The 17262-nt window shown below is 31.3% G+C and carries 19 protein-coding genes, 8 tRNA genes and 1 riboswitch; of the genes, 8 read left to right on the top strand and 19 right to left on the bottom strand.

Annotated elements, in window-relative coordinates; translation table 11 throughout:
• Nucleotides 1-319: 319 nt before the first annotated feature.
• Together FYJ81_RS00445 and FYJ81_RS00440 are read right to left on the bottom strand one after the other, a co-directional pair.
• Complete coding sequence (locus FYJ81_RS00445) at nt 320-1174, bottom strand: N-acetylglucosaminidase (RefSeq protein WP_154409204.1); 855 nt, start codon at nt 1172-1174, stop codon at nt 320-322.
• 164 nt (nt 1175-1338) lie between these two features.
• Nucleotides 1339-1563, bottom strand: coding sequence for a hypothetical protein (locus FYJ81_RS00440; protein ID WP_019468074.1), 225 nt, complete (start codon nt 1561-1563; stop codon nt 1339-1341).
• A gap of 221 nt (nt 1564-1784) precedes the next feature.
• Between FYJ81_RS00440 and FYJ81_RS00435 the strand changes: the two genes are divergently transcribed.
• Nucleotides 1785-2264, top strand: coding sequence for a LuxR C-terminal-related transcriptional regulator (locus FYJ81_RS00435; protein ID WP_107384752.1), 480 nt, complete (start codon nt 1785-1787; stop codon nt 2262-2264).
• Between the two features lie 10 nt (nt 2265-2274).
• A complete protein-coding gene (locus FYJ81_RS00430) occupies nt 2275-2697 on the top strand; it encodes a competence protein ComK (protein WP_107384753.1) in 423 nt (140 codons plus the stop codon).
• A gap of 4 nt (nt 2698-2701) precedes the next feature.
• Here FYJ81_RS00430 and FYJ81_RS00425 read toward each other — a convergent pair whose 3' ends face one another.
• Nucleotides 2702-3151, bottom strand: a complete 450-nt coding sequence (locus tag FYJ81_RS00425; RefSeq protein ID WP_107384754.1) for a hypothetical protein — start codon at nt 3149-3151, stop codon at nt 2702-2704.
• A gap of 382 nt (nt 3152-3533) precedes the next feature.
• Nucleotides 3534-4247, bottom strand: a complete 714-nt coding sequence (locus FYJ81_RS00420) for a transaldolase (RefSeq protein ID WP_107384755.1) — start codon at nt 4245-4247, stop codon at nt 3534-3536.
• Nucleotides 4248-4532: 285 nt separating this feature from the next.
• Here FYJ81_RS00420 and FYJ81_RS00415 point away from each other — a divergent pair, with 285 nt between their 5' ends.
• From FYJ81_RS00415 to FYJ81_RS00405, 3 genes are read left to right on the top strand one after another with little or no spacing between them, the layout of a single operon-like run.
• On the top strand, nt 4533-4838 hold the full coding sequence (locus FYJ81_RS00415; RefSeq protein ID WP_107521381.1) for a hypothetical protein: 306 nt from the start codon (nt 4533-4535) through the stop codon (nt 4836-4838).
• 60 nt (nt 4839-4898) lie between these two features.
• Nucleotides 4899-5264 (top strand): fluoride efflux transporter CrcB, encoded by a 366-nt coding sequence (gene crcB / locus FYJ81_RS00410; RefSeq protein WP_107385359.1) that lies wholly within the window; start codon nt 4899-4901, stop codon nt 5262-5264.
• The gene (locus tag FYJ81_RS00405; protein ID WP_107385360.1) at nt 5261-5617 is read left to right on the top strand and encodes a fluoride efflux transporter FluC; all 357 of its coding nucleotides are present in this window, start codon (nt 5261-5263) and stop codon (nt 5615-5617) included. Before crcB ends, FYJ81_RS00405 begins: the two co-directional genes overlap by 4 nt.
• An 84-nt stretch (nt 5618-5701) precedes the next feature.
• Here FYJ81_RS00405 and FYJ81_RS00400 read toward each other — a convergent pair whose 3' ends face one another.
• The 3 genes from FYJ81_RS00400 to metK form a co-directional block, all read right to left on the bottom strand.
• Nucleotides 5702-6538 carry an aldo/keto reductase gene (locus FYJ81_RS00400; RefSeq protein ID WP_107385361.1) on the bottom strand — a complete coding sequence of 279 codons (837 nt, stop codon included), beginning with the start codon at nt 6536-6538 and terminating at the stop codon, nt 5702-5704.
• Nucleotides 6539-6995: 457 nt separating this feature from the next.
• Nucleotides 6996-7904 carry a nuclease-related domain-containing protein gene (locus tag FYJ81_RS00395; protein ID WP_019468065.1) on the bottom strand — a complete coding sequence of 303 codons (909 nt, stop codon included), beginning with the start codon at nt 7902-7904 and terminating at the stop codon, nt 6996-6998.
• A gap of 93 nt (nt 7905-7997) precedes the next feature.
• Nucleotides 7998-9194 carry a methionine adenosyltransferase gene (gene metK / locus FYJ81_RS00390; protein WP_107384998.1) on the bottom strand — a complete coding sequence of 399 codons (1197 nt, stop codon included), beginning with the start codon at nt 9192-9194 and terminating at the stop codon, nt 7998-8000.
• A gap of 111 nt (nt 9195-9305) precedes the next feature.
• A riboswitch (SAM riboswitch) is annotated at nt 9306-9418 on the bottom strand.
• Between the two features lie 156 nt (nt 9419-9574).
• Here metK and pckA point away from each other — a divergent pair.
• The gene (gene pckA / locus FYJ81_RS00385; RefSeq protein ID WP_107384997.1) at nt 9575-11161 is read left to right on the top strand and encodes a phosphoenolpyruvate carboxykinase (ATP); all 1587 of its coding nucleotides are present in this window, start codon (nt 9575-9577) and stop codon (nt 11159-11161) included.
• Between the two features lie 31 nt (nt 11162-11192).
• Here the strand turns inward: pckA and FYJ81_RS00380 are convergent, their stop codons facing one another.
• Nucleotides 11193-11996: an alpha/beta hydrolase family protein gene (locus FYJ81_RS00380; protein WP_182475043.1), complete on the bottom strand. Its 804-nt coding sequence runs from the start codon at nt 11994-11996 to the stop codon at nt 11193-11195.
• Nucleotides 11980-12462 carry an RNA deprotection pyrophosphohydrolase gene (ytkD, locus tag FYJ81_RS00375; RefSeq protein ID WP_107384996.1) on the bottom strand — a complete coding sequence of 161 codons (483 nt, stop codon included), beginning with the start codon at nt 12460-12462 and terminating at the stop codon, nt 11980-11982. The genes FYJ81_RS00380 and ytkD overlap by 17 nt, the downstream gene beginning before the upstream one ends.
• Before the next feature lie 61 nt (nt 12463-12523).
• Between ytkD and yidD the strand changes: the two genes are divergently transcribed.
• Nucleotides 12524-12760, top strand: a complete 237-nt coding sequence (gene yidD, locus FYJ81_RS00370) for a membrane protein insertion efficiency factor YidD (RefSeq protein ID WP_206748476.1) — start codon at nt 12524-12526, stop codon at nt 12758-12760.
• Here yidD and menC read toward each other — a convergent pair.
• Together menC and menE are read right to left on the bottom strand one after the other, a co-directional pair.
• Nucleotides 12757-13761, bottom strand: coding sequence for an o-succinylbenzoate synthase (menC, locus tag FYJ81_RS00365; RefSeq protein WP_107384994.1), 1005 nt, complete (start codon nt 13759-13761; stop codon nt 12757-12759). The genes yidD and menC overlap by 4 nt on opposite strands.
• A gap of 12 nt (nt 13762-13773) precedes the next feature.
• Nucleotides 13774-15162: an o-succinylbenzoate--CoA ligase gene (gene menE, locus FYJ81_RS00360; protein ID WP_107384993.1), complete on the bottom strand. Its 1389-nt coding sequence runs from the start codon at nt 15160-15162 to the stop codon at nt 13774-13776.
• 602 nt (nt 15163-15764) lie between these two features.
• Here menE and FYJ81_RS12970 point away from each other — a divergent pair.
• Nucleotides 15765-15935: a hypothetical protein gene (locus FYJ81_RS12970; protein ID WP_181187705.1), complete on the top strand. Its 171-nt coding sequence runs from the start codon at nt 15765-15767 to the stop codon at nt 15933-15935.
• A gap of 299 nt (nt 15936-16234) precedes the next feature.
• On the opposite strand, the gene FYJ81_RS00355 is transcribed toward FYJ81_RS12970, so the two are convergent.
• The 8 genes from FYJ81_RS00355 to FYJ81_RS00320 form a co-directional block, all read right to left on the bottom strand.
• Nucleotides 16235-16323 (bottom strand) — tRNA-Ser (locus FYJ81_RS00355).
• A gap of 46 nt (nt 16324-16369) precedes the next feature.
• A tRNA-Glu gene (locus FYJ81_RS00350) sits at nt 16370-16441 on the bottom strand.
• Between the two features lies 1 nt (nt 16442).
• Nucleotides 16443-16517 (bottom strand) — tRNA-Asn (locus FYJ81_RS00345).
• Nucleotides 16518-16527: 10 nt separating this feature from the next.
• A tRNA-Gly gene (locus tag FYJ81_RS00340) sits at nt 16528-16601 on the bottom strand.
• Nucleotides 16602-16614: 13 nt separating this feature from the next.
• A tRNA-His gene (locus FYJ81_RS00335) sits at nt 16615-16690 on the bottom strand.
• Between the two features lie 11 nt (nt 16691-16701).
• Nucleotides 16702-16774: transfer RNA gene (locus tag FYJ81_RS00330), tRNA-Phe, on the bottom strand.
• Nucleotides 16775-16792: 18 nt separating this feature from the next.
• Nucleotides 16793-16868 (bottom strand) — tRNA-Asp (locus tag FYJ81_RS00325).
• Nucleotides 16869-16879: 11 nt separating this feature from the next.
• A tRNA-Met gene (locus FYJ81_RS00320) sits at nt 16880-16953 on the bottom strand.
• Nucleotides 16954-17262: the final 309 nt, after the last annotated feature.

Below are 17262 nucleotides of genomic sequence, written 5' to 3'. Positions count from 1 at the left end.
AATCAATTAATGTTACTATAGTTACATAGTTAAGGAAGTGATTAAATGAAATTCATTTTAAAAGTCATATTATCGACGATCTTACTTTTTATATTATTTGGACAGAAAAACAAAGCTAAATAATGTTAAGTACTCTAGTGGTCTATGTCCTCAATGAATAATGCATTCACATTGTGCGTAAGTATACTTATATATTTTTAAAATATTACTACGCTATTAATCCAATATCTAAATCAATAATTAAAGCATTCAAAAAGGACTAATCCATTTTTCAACGGATTAGTCCTTCATTTGTTTGAATAACAAAATTAATCTTTAATTATTCTTTTTTATGTTTATTGCCATCTTTATATACAAAATATTTATAATATTTACCTTCTGTTTTCATATCTTTATAAAAGTTTGACATTAGACTTGCGTTACTTTCAGCCCATTTAATATCTGTAGCATATTGATGTTCACCAGGATTTTTAGGATTCCAGCGCATGCTATATAATGTGTTCTGATCTTTATTTGATAAAAAATGTTCATGTATAAAATTAGCGCCACCAGTAATTGCTTTTTCTGGCGTATCCCAACCGTGTTTTTTAGCATATTCGGCACCGGTTTTCACTGGATCTTCATCTAGTGCGCCAACTCCAAAAAAGTTATAATATTTCTTACCATCAATTTCAACACCACTAGATAACTCACTTTTAGCTGAGCCTGTTTCAAGTAATGCATGTGATATTAAGTATACTTCGTTTACATGCTTTTCTTTCGCTGCTTTTATGAAATCATCTGAATGTTCTAATAATATTGGATTATCAATTAACATTCTTTTTATTCTATTTTCATCAATACCTTGATATTTATCTAATTCTAAAAATTGGTATTTTTGCGTATCACTTTCGATAAATTCTTTACTATCCATCGCTGCTTTAATCTCTGTTGAAGATGCATCTCTCCACGAATCATTATTTTTATTTGAAATTTGTTGGCTAGTATAATTATCGATTTGTTTTTTTGATGCTTTATTTAAAGAAATATTGAGCTGTTCTACTTTTTCTTGTTGATTAACTTTTTTAAAAAAGATTTGATCTGAAATCATTGAAAATACAACGATAACAGCTATCACTAACACTACCAATAAGCCAATAATCGATAGTATTGAGCCTTTCTTATGCTTCGTCATGTCCACACCTCATAGGTAATAATAAGAATATTAAGTTCTCTATTTATACAAATATATTATAAGAGACTATCTAAATTTAAATTCTAACACTAAATAGTTTAACGTACAATTTAATATGTTTGTTGTTACATATTCATAAAAAAAGTAATGAAATTTTAATTTCATTACTCTTGACTTTTATTATATTCCATCATTACAAAGCTTACTGCTTGAGATCTGTTTTTATAATAATAACGATTTAAATCAATTGTTCCTTCAATTTCACCATCACGGTACATCATTTCTTTTGTTAGATTATTTATCATAACAAAATCTGATTTATCTTTAATCATATCTAAATCATCATGTCTTGCAAAAAAATGTTCTAAATTTAAATGTGCGTAATCCATATAAACCTCCTGATTTGTTGTCCGAAGATAATACTAAAACTCTAAAGTGTTATATCTTTAAGTTGAATACGCGTTGATGTTATAAAACTTAAATTTTATCTATCTTATTAACTCTATTTAACACCTATTATCATTATTTAGCAAATGAAAATTACTATAATTTAAAATAAAATGATTTCATCCGGAAATCAAAGTTATATATATAACATTGGAGCTACAGCATGTCTTTCGAACAAACTTATTTTCAATTCAAACATATTATTTTTGTGTTATTAAAAAAATACCGTATTGAATATAATCGAGAAGAATATACTCAATTACTCACTATCAAAATGTGGGAATTAACACAGAAATATTCACCACATCATTCTACAACGCTACAACAATTTCTATTCTTTCGTTTAAATTTCTATTTGATTGATTTGTTTCGCAGTCAAAAACAAACAGAAATCACAATACATTCTCAATATTTAATAGAACAGCAAATTAATGTGATTGATCATAGTAATTATCAACTCATGTATGAACAGTTTTTACAACTATTAACTACTAACGAAAAAAAATGGCTTAGATTAAAATTGCTTGGTTATAAACAATTTGAGATTGCTTCGATGTTAAACTGCTCTATTTCTACAATAAAAAATTATCGAAAAAAGGTTCAAGTAAAATACATTAAATATTACGGACTAAATCAAAAATAGGAGTTGGAAAATGACACAGTTTACAAAATTATTATACTTAAAATCAGTTGCTGGAAATGAAATCACAACAATAGGACAATATACCACACATCAATTTCACTATCCTACTTCAATAATGCCTACAATTACTTATCTACTTGAAACCTATGGCTTATCTCTTTCTTATCAAACAAAACAGGCTAAACAAATTTTAAAAATAAGAAAGATGGTCCCCATATTTATTACTCCACAAATCACTTTATTTCCTCTTAAAGCGAGGCGTGCGCCCTTGCAATACTACATTAATGCAAATGCGATTGTTGGCATTAAATCAAATAATGATCAAACAACGATTTATTTTGAAAATGCTACATTCATCATCGTTGATGCTCCTTACACTTTTGTATATAAAAAATGGCAAGAAAGTATTACACTTTCTCACCTTTTAATTTAACGCATCATAATGCCCTATTGTGTTTATATTCTAATAGTTTTTTCGTAAAATAACCTGTTACTACCTTAATTAAATACAGACTAATTATCAATAATAATACTGCACCAATAAGTGTCAATATAACTATAACACTAGATAAATCAACTTCTGGTTTAATAAAAAATTGGACTGATGACAAACTTGTCAATAAAGCAAATAAGAATAATCCTAATAAAATAATATATGTAAATAAAATACTAATTAATAACATGAAGAAATACGTTGATGACACTACTTTTTCTTCAAAGATATAATTTTTCAAAAATTGATTGGAAAACGCAATCGGTCGATTGAGTTCTTCTTCATGGTGTTTATCCAAGACATTTGTTAATACTTGGTCTAGTTGATGTTTTTCTTTTTTATTTAAAAACCATAAATGCTTTTTAACTTTCTGTTTAAAAATATTTGCCTTCATTAAAGTTTCTCCTTAAATGTATAACACTTATACTATCATTATAAAGGATAAGTTATTTATCTCATGGTTTCAATGAAATTATAAAATTTTTTTAATCAAATTACATTTTCTTAATCTAAGTGGACTATCCAATAATTTTTGTTTCCATTGTGACCAGAAAACTCAATTAACTCAAATCAACTCAACAATGTATTATTTAATACAACTTTTCTGTGCACTCATCGTCATTATTTCAACAACCGGACTTTAAATTTTACAGTGTGTCAGCAATGTTGATAAAAATTAAAACACTTCCGTATCAATTCATTAAGCGATGAATTCTACGAAAGTGTTTTTCTCTTAGATTAGCATTAACCCAGAAATGAACTTACTGAGCTTACGATTATAAAATAGAAAGTCCAGAACTTTGGATGTCTTTCGCAAAGCCTTTGACTGTATCTACTGATAATTCGTTAACGTCACGTCCTAAATTATTATTCACTTTTTTAACTACATCTGCAGGACATGTAATAATATCAGCACCAATTTCATCAGCTTGGATAACGTTGATGACTTCACGACAACTTGCCCATAATAATTTCACACCTTTTTTACTGTGTGTAACCTCAACCGCTTCTTTCATCAATGGAATTGGGTCTACACCTGTATCTGCAATACGTCCAGCAAATACAGAAACATAAGTTGGCACACCTTCAGTTACAGCGTCAGTAATTTCTTTAACTTGATCTAATGTATAAACAGCAGTAATGTTTAAACGAACATTGTTTGCTGATAATTTTTTAATTAGAGAAATAGTTGATTCGCCTTTAGTGTTTACAATTGGAATTTTAACAAAAACATTATCTCCATATTGTTTTAAAATTTCTGCTTCTTTTTCCATTGTTTCTAAATCATCTGCAAATACTTCAAATGAAATTGAAGCATCAGGAATTTCACGCACAGCTTCTTCAGCAAATGCTTTATAATCTGTTACACCTGCTTTTGCCATTAAACTTGGGTTTGTAGTAAACCCATCTACTTGTTTATTTTTATAAGCAGCTTTCATTTCTTCAATATCTGCACCATCTGCAAACACTTCAACATTTAAATTTGCCATTACTAATTCCTCCTGACTAAAATAAATAATTCTATAAAGAATTATTTTTATAACGGTTTAAACCATACACTTTATTTATACCACCTTTATTTCATAAATTCTATTTTTCTGCTTATAGATGATGGCTTATTAAAAATACAATAATTGATAATTTCTCTAGATTCACTATAGACAGGCCTTATAAGCTATATTATTATTCATTAAATTTTTTTCTTATTGTAAATTTAGTTAACTTTAAGTTAATTTATGGTATTATTACATAATGAATTGCATTAGGAGGTTATTATGGCACGTTCAAAACTTTATTTTTATTTATCATGCATTTTAATTATTATTAGCTTTTATTTTAATACTAGAAACCCTCTATTAAATATGCACTTTAATTCAATGATTAAACTTATTTTTGTTTGTAGTATTATCAATGCTATTATTTTAATAATTGCTATTATCTTTTCTGATAAATCTATTAAGCATTTACATGAAGATTCAGGCTGGATTCGACCAGTTAGTAAAATTTTACCTTATATCATATTAATTGTGATCGCAATTCATATTATAGCTTCTCTTTCAACATTTGGTATTATTTTCTAATTTTTACTACAAAAGTTATACTACTTTTGTAGTTTATTTTTTTGAAAGGAAGAAATCATCGTGCAATATTTATATATTTTTATTGGCGGTGCCCTTGGTGCATTCATTCGTTATCTATTATCTTTTTTAAATACTACTGATGGATTTCCATCTGGCACGTTTATTGCAAATATTATAGGTGCATTTTTAATGGGCTTGTTAGGTTCCTTAGCGATACAGTATTTTAGAAACAGTCCACTACTTAAAAAAGGAATGACTTCTGGGTTTCTTGGTGCGCTTACCACTTTTTCAACGTTTCAATTCGAGCTTGTCGGCATATTACAACAACAAGCATATGTAATGTTCATAACCTATGCTTTACTCAGTTACATCATAGGTATATGGGTTTGTTATGTCGGAGTTAAAATGGGGGAACGTTTATCATGAGTCAAATATTTTTAGTTATGTTAGGTGGCGGAATAGGCGCAGTTATTCGTGCTGTTGTTACTAACTTCTTTAACAATAAAATTGATAGTACATTACCTATTGCAACACCTGTCGTAAATATTTTAGGTAGTTTTTTGATTGGTTTGCTCATGGGACTTACTTTAAATATTTCTTGGATTAACGCATTTTTAATTGTTGGCGTTCTAGGTGGACTAACAACTTTTTCAACTTTGTCATCAGAGTTAGTTCAAATGTTAACAGTAAACAAGCACGTATTTCACTTTATTGTTTATTCAATTTTACAATATGTAGTGTCCTTCGTCGCATGTTTATTAGGATATTTAATGATTTAACTCACATACTTACATAACAAAAGACCGTAGATATAGTTATAAACCACTATACTTACGGTCTTTTTCAATATTTTATTTCTGATTTTAATGGCCACTATATTCTGAAGGATTTGGGCCTATTCTTTTATCTTCGTTTAAACTATCTAATCGCTCTATGTGTGCTTTAGTTAACTCAAAATCAAATACATTTAAATTTTCTTCAATTCTAGTTGGTGTGACAGATTTAGGTATCACCACTACATCATGTTCAATATTCCATCTAATTATAACTTGTGCAGGTGTTTTATTAATTTCTGATGCTATCGCCTTAACTGTATCATCTTCTAAAATCTGTGCATTCATTAATGGTGACCATGATTCTGCATGTATATTCTGAACTTCTAAATATCTTCTCAATTCTGACTGAGTGAGATAAGGATGAAATTCAACTTGATTAATTACAGGCTTAATCGAAACTTGAGCTAATAATGCTTCTAAATGTTCTGCATTGAAATTACTAACACCAATATTTTTAACTTTATCATTTTTATACAAATCTTCCATACCTTGCCAAGTATCTATCATTAATGCTTCATCTAGACCTGGCCAATGCATTAAATATAAATCTAAATAATCTAATCCAAGTTTACTTAAACTAGTCTCATAAGCTTCAGCTACATTATTACGACCGTAATCATCGAGCCATAATTTAGATGTAATAAAAAGATCGCTTCTATCTAAACCTGTAGAAGCTAATCCTTCTGCAATACCCTGTCCAACCATTTCTTCATTTTCGTATATCATTGCAGTATCAATATGTCTATATCCATTTTCAATTGCATGTTTAACTGCCTTCTTACATTCATCATTATTTTCAACTCGGAAAGTACCTAAACCTATGATAGGCATTTCATTACCATTATAAAAAGTTACAAATTCCAAATTTGAGCTCCCCTTTACTATTAAACTAACTATAATAATAATCAAAATTGGCAAACTATTAAATTAAAATGCCTAAATTTTAAATAATTTGTTTAAAATAGTTATTTATGTCATTAATTTTCGACTAAAACTTAAAAAATATAGACTTAAAAGACTAAAATATCTTTAATCACTTTACTTAAACAAAAACATCTTAAAAATTTAGTTTAAGCACATTTATTCTAAGATTCATGCCTCTATGGTGTTGTACATAATTAGAATAACATTAATAAATAGTGTATTGGATACACTACTACTGTTACGCAAGTAAAACTGAAACACGATAAATTGAAGCTTGTGTTAAAGAAATACAAGCTAATACGTATAAAATTTTGATATAAAAAAAAGCCCATAAATAAATTTTCAAAAAATTTATTTATGAGCCTATTGTATCTAGATTTATATTCTTGATACTTTATTAGTTAAATGTTTCAATTTCATCCATCACACGTTGTAAATCTTCAACATTGTACTGGATACGACCATGAAAAACAAACTTATTAAAGTATTCATCAAGTTGTTCTGGTCCAACTAACACTTTAGAATTGGTACTTTGTGCATAATTTGAAATAGTCACAGCACCTTCATCTTTAGGGTTGAAATATAGGATTGATGTCGGTGTGAACTTCAAGTTTAACTCTGTTTGTAATTCACCAGCTAGTTTTTCAATTTCATTTAAATAATTTGTATAATTCACAAATGATAAAGAATCTTTATCATCATTTTGATCCATTACTAATGTTTGTGCCGTTTGTTTATCAAGGTTTAACGTGTCAAACACTTGTTCCATCATCGGTTGTTCTTTGAATTGGTTAGCATTAATGCCATTAAACACATGACCTTTTAACAACTGAGAATCAATGAGATATAGTCCTGTACGCGTAAGTACTAAATGACTTATACGACGTATATCACTGAAGTTATTTTTAGGTAAGAAAATATTTGCCATGATATGCATATCTTCTGGTCGAATGCGTTTCTCATTAACTAGACGCTCACGAATACCAATTAATCTCATATCCGTTACGTACTCACTTTTATTTTTAGAGAAAAGTTTCAATGCATCTATTTCTTGATCTTTCGCATTTACTGTAGCTTCGTAGTCCTCTTTTTGTTTAGTAACTTGCTTTTTATTTTCAATTCTTTCTTTTTCTAACTCTTCATCATGTTCATCGCTAAGTTTTTGTTCTCTTGATTTATATTGCTCCTCGATGGTTTGCTGTGCTTTTTTCTTACTTTTCAAAGCAACTAAAAATAGGATTAAACAAATAACTGCTACGACTATTGCCACGATTAAACCTATTTCTATCGGGCCAAATGAATTCATAACAACAACGCTCCTTTATGTGTTCAGTAACTTAATTATAATAGATATGAGCTCATCATTCGATAGTAAAGTTAAAAAATAAATACTTCGCGCTTATATTTCTACGCTATCTTTTAATAAATTAACTTTATCTAATTTTTCCCATGGTAACAGTATATCTGTTCGTCCAAAGTGGCCATACGCAGCCGTTTGTTTATAAATTGGATGTTTTAAATCTAACATTTTAATAATGCCTGCTGGTCTTAAATCAAAGTGTTCTCTAACAGCCTCTACTAGTTCTGTTTCACTTACCTTTCCTGTTCCAAAAGTATCTATCGCAATCGAAACTGGTTCCGCTACACCAATTGCATAAGCGAGTTGAACTTCACATTTATCAGCTAAATCAGCAGCAACAATATTTTTGGCTACGTAACGAGCAGCATAAGTAGCTGAGCGATCTACTTTTGTAGGATCTTTCCCGCTAAAACAACCTCCTCCATGACGTGCATAGCCACCATATGTATCTACGATAATCTTACGACCTGTTAAACCAACATCACCTTGGGGTCCGCCGATTACAAATCGTCCAGTCGGATTAATATAAAATCTTGTATTTTCATCGATTAATCCTTCAGGTACTGTTGGATATATAACATGTTCTTTGATATCAGCTTGAATTTGTTCTAAAGTAGTATCTTCTGCATGTTGAGCTGAAACGACAATTGTATCTATACGATGTGGTTTATCTTGCTCATCATATTCCACTGTTACTTGAACTTTTCCATCTGGGCGCAAATATTTTAAAATATTATCTTTTCGCACATCTGATAATCGTTTAGCTAATTGATGCGATAAAAATATTGGTAACGGCATATAAGTATCCGTTTCATTCGTCGCATAACCAAACATTAAACCTTGGTCACCAGCACCAGTTGCTTCAATTTCTTCTTCTGATAAATTGTCACGATATTCTAAAGCATTATCGACACCTTGTGCAATATCAGGTGATTGCTCATCAATTGCTGTTAATATAGCCATGGTTTGGCTATCATATCCATATTTCGCACGTGTATATCCGATATTTTTAATTGTTTCTCTTACAACTTTAGGTATATCTACATAAGTAGCAGTAGAAATCTCTCCGGAAATTAATGCCATACCTGTAGTTACCGTTGTTTCACAAGCAACCCGCGCATTAGGATCGTCTTTCAAAATTTCATCTAAAATTGCATCAGACACTTGGTCAGCGATTTTATCTGGGTGCCCTTCTGTAACCGATTCTGAAGTAAATAATCTTCTATTATAAGTCATAAATTAACTTGCTCCTTTGTCTTTGATTACGAAAATTCTCTTTGATTGAGCTCATTAAAAAAAGCCTTCTTCACTATATGAATAGAGAGAAGGCCCTTATACGTCCATTCGCTCTTATCGTTCAGACGCTATTTGTCCGCAAACGGTTTGGCACCTTTCTTCATTGTAAGAAGAGGTTGCTGGGCTTCATTGGGTCCATGTCCCTCCGCCACTCAGGATAAGAGAATCCGTTAATCACTATAGTACCGAAACTAAGTAGTAATGTCAATTTGATATTTATTTAATTTCCTTTAAAAATGGTGTGGACTAATCAATCATATGTGTTATACTCTGTAATTGTAAAGGCTTACATTAATTTAATAGCGTTGGAGGGATTTATTATGGCGGTAGATACATACACTTACACAAAAAAAGTCCAAAATATTTTGGACAAGAAGTCTTCATTATTTCAACAATCCACAACACAGTTGTATAAGAAAATTCTTAATAACAATGAAGGAGAATTAACCGAACTAGGTGCAATTAACGCTAAAACAGGTAAATACACTGGTCGTTCACCGAAAGATAAGTTTATTGTTAATGAACCATCATACAGAGATGACATTGATTGGGGAAATATCAATCAACCTATTGAAGAGGACACATTTTTAAAGTTATATGATAAGGTATTAAATTATCTAAATGAAAAAGATGAATTATATGTATTTAAAGGATATGCCGGTAGTGATCAAGATTCACAACTTAAACTAACAGTTGTAAATGAATTGGCTTGGCATAATCTATTCGCACAAAATATGTTTATTCGTCCTGAAACAAAAGAAGAAGCAGAAGAAATCAAATCTGACTTTACTATTGTATCGGCACCATATTTTAAAGCTGATCCAAGTAAAGATGGTACAAATTCAGAAACATTTATTATTACTTCATTTAAACACAAAGTCATTTTAATCGGTGGAACAGAATACGCTGGTGAAATGAAAAAAGGTATCTTCTCCGTAATGAACTACTTACTACCTAAAGATAATATTATGAGTATGCACTGCTCCGCAAACGTTGGTGAAAAAGGTGACGTAGCTCTATTCTTTGGACTTTCTGGAACAGGTAAAACCACGCTTTCAGCAGATTCAACTCGAAAGTTAATTGGTGATGATGAACACGGATGGAATGAAAATGGTATTTTTAATATCGAAGGTGGCTGTTACGCAAAAGCAATCAACCTTTCTTACAAAAAGGAACCTCAAATTTATGAAGCAATTAAATACGGTACGATTTTAGAAAACGTTGTTGTAGATGAAGAAGGCGATGTCGACTTTGATGATAACTATTATACTGAAAATACGAGAGCCGCTTATCCAATCAATCATATAGATAATATCGTTACACCTTCCAAAGCAGCACATCCAAATACGATTATTTTCTTAACTGCTGACGCTTTTGGTGTGTTACCACCTATCTCAAAACTCAGCAAAGATCAAGCAATGTATCACTTTTTAAGTGGATTCACAGCTAAACTTGCAGGAACAGAAAGAGGTATAACTGAACCTGAACCATCTTTCTCAACATGTTTCGGTTCACCTTTCTTACCATTACACGCAAAAGTTTATGCAGACTTGCTAGGCAACTTAATAGATAAACACGATGTAGATGTATACTTAGTAAATACCGGTTGGACTGGTGGTAAATATGGCACAGGACGCCGTATTAGCTTAAATTATACGAGACAAATGGTTAATCAGGCAATTACTGGTCAGTTAAGAGATACAGAGTATATTCAAGATGACATGTTTGGATTAAATATACCAGTGGAAGTTGATGATGTACCTCAAACATTACTAAATCCTATAAATGCTTGGAGTAAGCCAGAGGCATATAGAGAACAAGCGCAAGATTTAAAAGACAGATTTAAACATAATTTCGAAAAATTTGGCGATGAAGTTTCTGATTTAGCACAAAACGGCGGATTTTAAATAAAATACTAAATAAAGCACATGGACCACATTACAATTGTGGTCCATGTGCTTTATTAGTGACTGTTTTATTTTTTTCCACTTTTACCATCCATTGTTTAACTGTAGATAATGCTTTTTTCATCGCAAATGGCCTTGGTACATGGCCTTCATCCATTTGATAAAATGTTTGATAAGTTGTGCCAATATGTTTCAATTGTGTTTCCAAATAATAGGCTTGGTGAATCCCAACTTGTTTATCTTTCCCTCCATGTACTATAAGTATTGGAGGACTATCGGCATGTATATTAATTAACGCATCTCTTTGCTTATATGCTTTTTCTTTTTTCTTTGGATGTCCAACCATCCTTCTCAACATACCTCTTAAATCTATTCTTTCCTCGTACATGAGACGAATATCGGACACACCACCCCAAATAATATAACTAGCTATAGGCAAATCCTGAAATGTAAGTAACCCCTGTAATCCACCTCTAGAAAAGCCTATCATATGAATACAAGCTTCTGGATAAAGTGTATTTAATATTCGAATAGCAACCGTAACATCATTTAAATCTCTACCATAAAATTCATCTTTGCCTTCACTACCATTGTTACCTCTATAATACGGTCCAAATACAAGTGTTTGCGCATCTGAAAATTGCATTAGTCGCCCTGCTCTTACTTTACCGACTTGCCCTTTACCACCTCGCAAATATACAACAATTCGCTTTACACTTTTATGTGGTTGCATTAATAAACCTCTAACATTAATGCCATCTACTTTATAAGTGACTTCTTCAAAAATATGGTCAGGTACTTCTATAGGCATTCTTTTTTTATGCATAAAATCCAAGCTCGATCACTCTCTCTAAACATTGTAAGATTGCAGTATCCTTCAATAAATAACTTTTACGTTCTTCTGCAATGTCTGAAATACTATTGAAAATTAATGGTCCGTCAGTTTCTAAATAATCATTTTTTGTTTGTAATCGATCTACTTTAACCATAAAAACATCTTTTGTGAACGGTATACCATTTTGACGATTAACACAATATTGAGCAATATAATGTTTGTCTTTAATATTTATAAGCGCCCCTGTTTCTTCAAACAATTCCCTTTCACACGCTTGTTCACTCGATTCTCCTTCTTCTCTTTTGCCTCCTGGAAATTCTATGCCCCTTAATTTATGTTTGGTGAAAAGCAATTGTCCTTGATATATAGGAATAACCAAGACATGATCACCATCTGGGATGTCATTTTCATCCTTAAATGATAAATAGACATCATCATTTTCTTTATCTTTAAACTTCACAAACATCAAACTCCATTTATATATGTTAAACTATCATTGCTATGTAAATTGTTGGAGGCAAAATTTTATGAAAAAAATCTTTCTAGGACTTATCTATATATATCAACATTTCATTTCTCCGATGACCCCGGCTACTTGTCGTTTTTACCCCACTTGTTCTGAATATACTAGAGAAGCCATAGAAGTTTTCGGACCCATCAAAGGTACTTGGTTAGGTGTTAAACGTATTTCAAAATGTCATCCACTCCATAAAGGTGGATTTGATCCAGTACCTTTAAAAAAAGATAAAAAGCATAAACATTAATTAATCTGAGTTAAATTAAACTTGTTTACAAAAGGAGGTTCAAAATAAATTGAGCCTCTTTTTAATATGCCCGAATGCGCTACAATATCATTTTCAAAATAAAATCCGTGTGGTGTAATATCGCTTGGATAAGTAGCATACCGTGCTAATAAAGCTGTAAAATAACGACTTAATCCATATTCATACATACCACCAATGACAAATTTCACATGTTTTTGTTCTAATATTTCAATTATTTCCAAGACTTTATCAATGCCACCTAGTCTGAATGGTTTTAATACCACAACATCAATTTTATAATTTTCAACATAATATAAAATTGCTTTCAATGATACTGCCTTCTCATCAATAGCTATAGGAGGTAATTCAGAATCTTTAAAATCATTTACTTTTTCTATATCTTTAAAAGGTTCTTCTAAATAAAGTATATCGCTGCTTGAAAGGAGCATAACTTTCTCAACTTCACTATTTTTAACCGATTCATTAGCGTCAATGACGATCTGAGGTTTAAATGGCAATCTCTTCAATTGTTTTACATCTTCTAAAATATTTTCAGACCATTTTATTTTTATGCGATGTGGTTGTGTGACTTTTAAGTTGAAAATATGCTTATATGTTAGACCACTAACTGTTGCACCATAGGGTACATTAAACGTTTCTAATTCGTAAAAAGCCTGATAACAGGCCATCACAATCATACTTCGTGTAGCAGGATATATCTCCAAACATTGAAGTGCATTTTGTACATCCGAAAAGCGTTCAAACTCATGGTTTTTAAATGTTTCAAACCACTTTATTGCTTGGTCATAAACTACTTCTATCGTTTCATCTGCATACCAATCTGTTTCAAAAGCGTTACACTCTCCAAAATAATGTATATGTTTATCAGTTATAAACTCAACAAAAAGTGCTTTACGCTTGTCCATTTTTACTTTAGGAGTAACGATTGCATGCTTAAAATAATTATTACAAATATAAAGTTTCATTTCGCTCAATTTCATAATTGCTCACGCCTAATTTCTTAAATGTTTTCGTTGCAATTTACCTGTTGATGTATAAGGTAATTCTGTTACATGTTTAAAATATTTGGGGATTTTATACTTCGCTATATGCGTTTTAAAATGTGCCAATAATTCTTCATTTGATAATTCTGTTTTTGAAACATAATATAAATAAGGTACTTCTCCCCATGTACTGTCATGTTCCCCAATACACATTGCATCAATAATTGATGCATGAAGTTTTGCCACAGATTCTATTTGATATGGATATATATTTTCGCCACCGCTAATGATTAAATCTTTTCGTCTGTCATAAATCATTACATAACCATCTTCATCAATTTCTGCAATATCTCCCGTTTTAAAATAGCCATTTTCAAAAGTATCCATTAAATTCTCAGGATATAGATACCCATTCATAACATTTTCACCCTTGATAAGCAGTTCTCCATGTCCTTGATCGTTAGGGTCTTTTATTTTAACAAAAACATTTTCACTTGGTTTTCCGACAGTATCATATCGCTTAGCTAACATATTTGGTGATGCTGTTAAAAATTGAGAGCATGTTTCAGTCATTCCGAATGAATTATAAATCGGCAATTCTGATTTCAAAGCATTTTCAATTAATGTACTAGAAAGTTTAGACCCACCCAACAATATCTTTTGTATATTAAATGGTTGATCCAAACCTTCATCAATTAACCATTTTAAAGTTTGCGGAACCAATGACACATGTGTCGGTAATTCTTTTTGGATTATTTCAAGAATTACTTGTGAATTGAACTTCGCTGCAATACGTACTGTAAAACCTTCCATAAGCGCTCTTAGTATGACACTTAAACCAGATATATGGTAAATAGGTAACACAGATAACCATTTTGTGTCTTGATCAAATCCTAAACTTTCTTTACAGCCAACTGCACTTGCATAATGATTGCTAAATGTTTGAGGAACTGCTTTTTGTGGTCCAGTTGTTCCAGATGTAAACATAATTGAAGCAATTCGATCCAAATTGAATATAGCCTCATACGTGTTGTCAGAAACCTCTTTTTTTAATTCATTAAAGTCAATTATGGCTATATCTTGTAACATTAAATTGTTAGTAGTAATAACTGTATCGGTTTCAATAGAGTATAACTGATTTTGCATTTCTTCTTTGGTTAAACGCGTGTTTAGCATCACTATTTCTACACCTGCTAGCCACAACGCATTAATCAAAGTAATAGATTCAATTTGATTTTCTATATATATACCTATACGTTTTTTTTTCAATTGTTTTATTTGATAAGCTAATCGACTTGCCTCGTAATACATTGAAGCAAAGGTGATTTTATTGGTACCATCATCAATAAATATTTTATCTCCATTTTGTTTTGCTTGTGTTTTCAACCAAAATTCCAATCTGTCATTCCTCCATCTCATTGACTATTATAACGTTTTTACTCTGTTTTAACAGTGTTGATGCATCTTCTTGTGTGTTTAACCTAAATTGTAGTGAACGAATTATAAGCTATTAAAATTTATAAATTCAAATAAATACTTAGTAGTGCACTTAAAGCATAAACAAAAGTTAACGAAAAAGTAACTTATTTTATCGTATAAGCAAAAAAATAACAAAACATAAAATTGAGCTATATACAAAAAAGCAAAATCTTAAAAATTGAATAAGTGCATGACTATGAGAAGCCAAAAATTCGTGTTTTGTAACCTACTGATAATACAAAACTAATATTCACACTAATTGATATCAAATCATGTATAAAATTGTGATAATTTATATTGTATACCACAAATTATGATGATATGATAATGAAAACGAATTCATTTTCAGATAATAACAAATGCTTAAACATAACTTTCTCTACGAAAGCACTTTTCAATATCTTATTGCAATCATCCATTGTGGGTTCGAATCCCTCACTCTCCGTTTACTTAAATCTTGTTAAATGAAAAGGAAAAGTAAGCGTTTTTAATTTTATATATGATGAAGGAGTTAAAATAAAATGAAATTTATTAAATACGAAATTGAGCAAGGCTTATATTATGACTTAATAACAATATATGCAAAAACAAACAAAAATACCCCGTTTCATTTCACTTTTTCAGAGAGCCATACTCTAAAAGAAGTAAAAGATAAATTAGAAGACATTGCAATTAAAATTGATAAACCATAATACTTGGATCATTAATCATCTAATAAAGAAACGGCACTCCCCTTTTTGAAAAAAGAACGTGGCTAAACAACGATTTATAATCTATCAATAACAAAATAATAATACTAGAAGGCCTTGCGCCACATGTAATACAGCATTTATTGGTCAACGCTTTGGTTAGTGGCGTAGTATTGTATTTTTTGTGGTCATCTTGACCATGAAATGGCCAAAATATTAGTAGCCTATGCAAAATAAAAACACCGTAACCCTAATATATCAAAGGTTACGGTGTTTTAGAAAAACTCAAATTATGTAATTAACGGAGAGTGAGGGATTCGAACCCTCGAGACGCTTGTGGCGCCTACACACTTTCCAGGCGTGCTCCTTCGGCCAACTCGGACAACTCTCCAATATAGAATTAAAAAAACAGAAGCGATATTTCACTTCTGTTTGTATGACCCCGACGGGACTCGAACCCGTGTTACCGCCGTGAAAGGGCGGTGTCTTAACCGCTTGACCACGGGGCCATGGCTCCACAGGTAGGACTCGAACCTACGACCGATCGGTTAACAGCCGATAGCTCTACCACTGAGCTACTGTGGATTAATTTGAATGGAGCGGGTGATGGGAATCGAACCCACAACATCAGCTTGGAAGGCTGAGGTTTTGCCATTAAACTACACCCGCTTGTTAACGATTATGGGGCGGTTGATGGGAATCGAACCCACGAATGTCGGAACCACAATCCGATGCGTTAACCACTTCGCCACAACCGCCAAAAATAAAATGGTTCAGGACAGAGTCGAACTGCCGACACATGGAGCTTCAATCCATTGCTCTACCAACTGAGCTACTGAACCCTAATGATAAAATCATAATGGCGGTCTCGACGGGAATCGAACCCGCGATCTCCTGCGTGACAGGCAGGCGTGTTAACCGCTACACTACGAGACCAAATTATGTAATTGCGGGAGGCGGATTCGAACCACCGACCTTCGGGTTATGAGCCCGACGAGCTACCGAACTGCTCCATCCCGCGTTAATATTATTAATGACGCCTACCTAACAAATATACCATAATGTCATTACAAAATCAACATTATTTTAAAATTAATTTACAAATAATTAATTGTTAATTAAAAATTAAATGTCATAATTGGTGGTTAAGCCCACCTCATTTCTGAATACTTATTTAGTATATAAACTTTTATTACTTTCGTCAATGCTTTCACTAAAGTATTTTGTGTAAAAACGGAATATAACTATAATATTATAATTTTAGTTGAGAAATGACACAAATTTATTTATTTTTATAGCTTGCCGAAGTTTATTCACCAGAATTGTTGGC

Origin of the sequence: Staphylococcus sp. McC-251-APC-3A2, from assembly GCF_009695665.1 — a bacterium.
GTDB lineage: Bacteria > Bacillota > Bacilli > Staphylococcales > Staphylococcaceae > Staphylococcus > Staphylococcus cohnii.
Note: the sequence above shows the minus strand (reverse complement) of the source record. Positions and strands in the feature narration are given on the sequence as shown.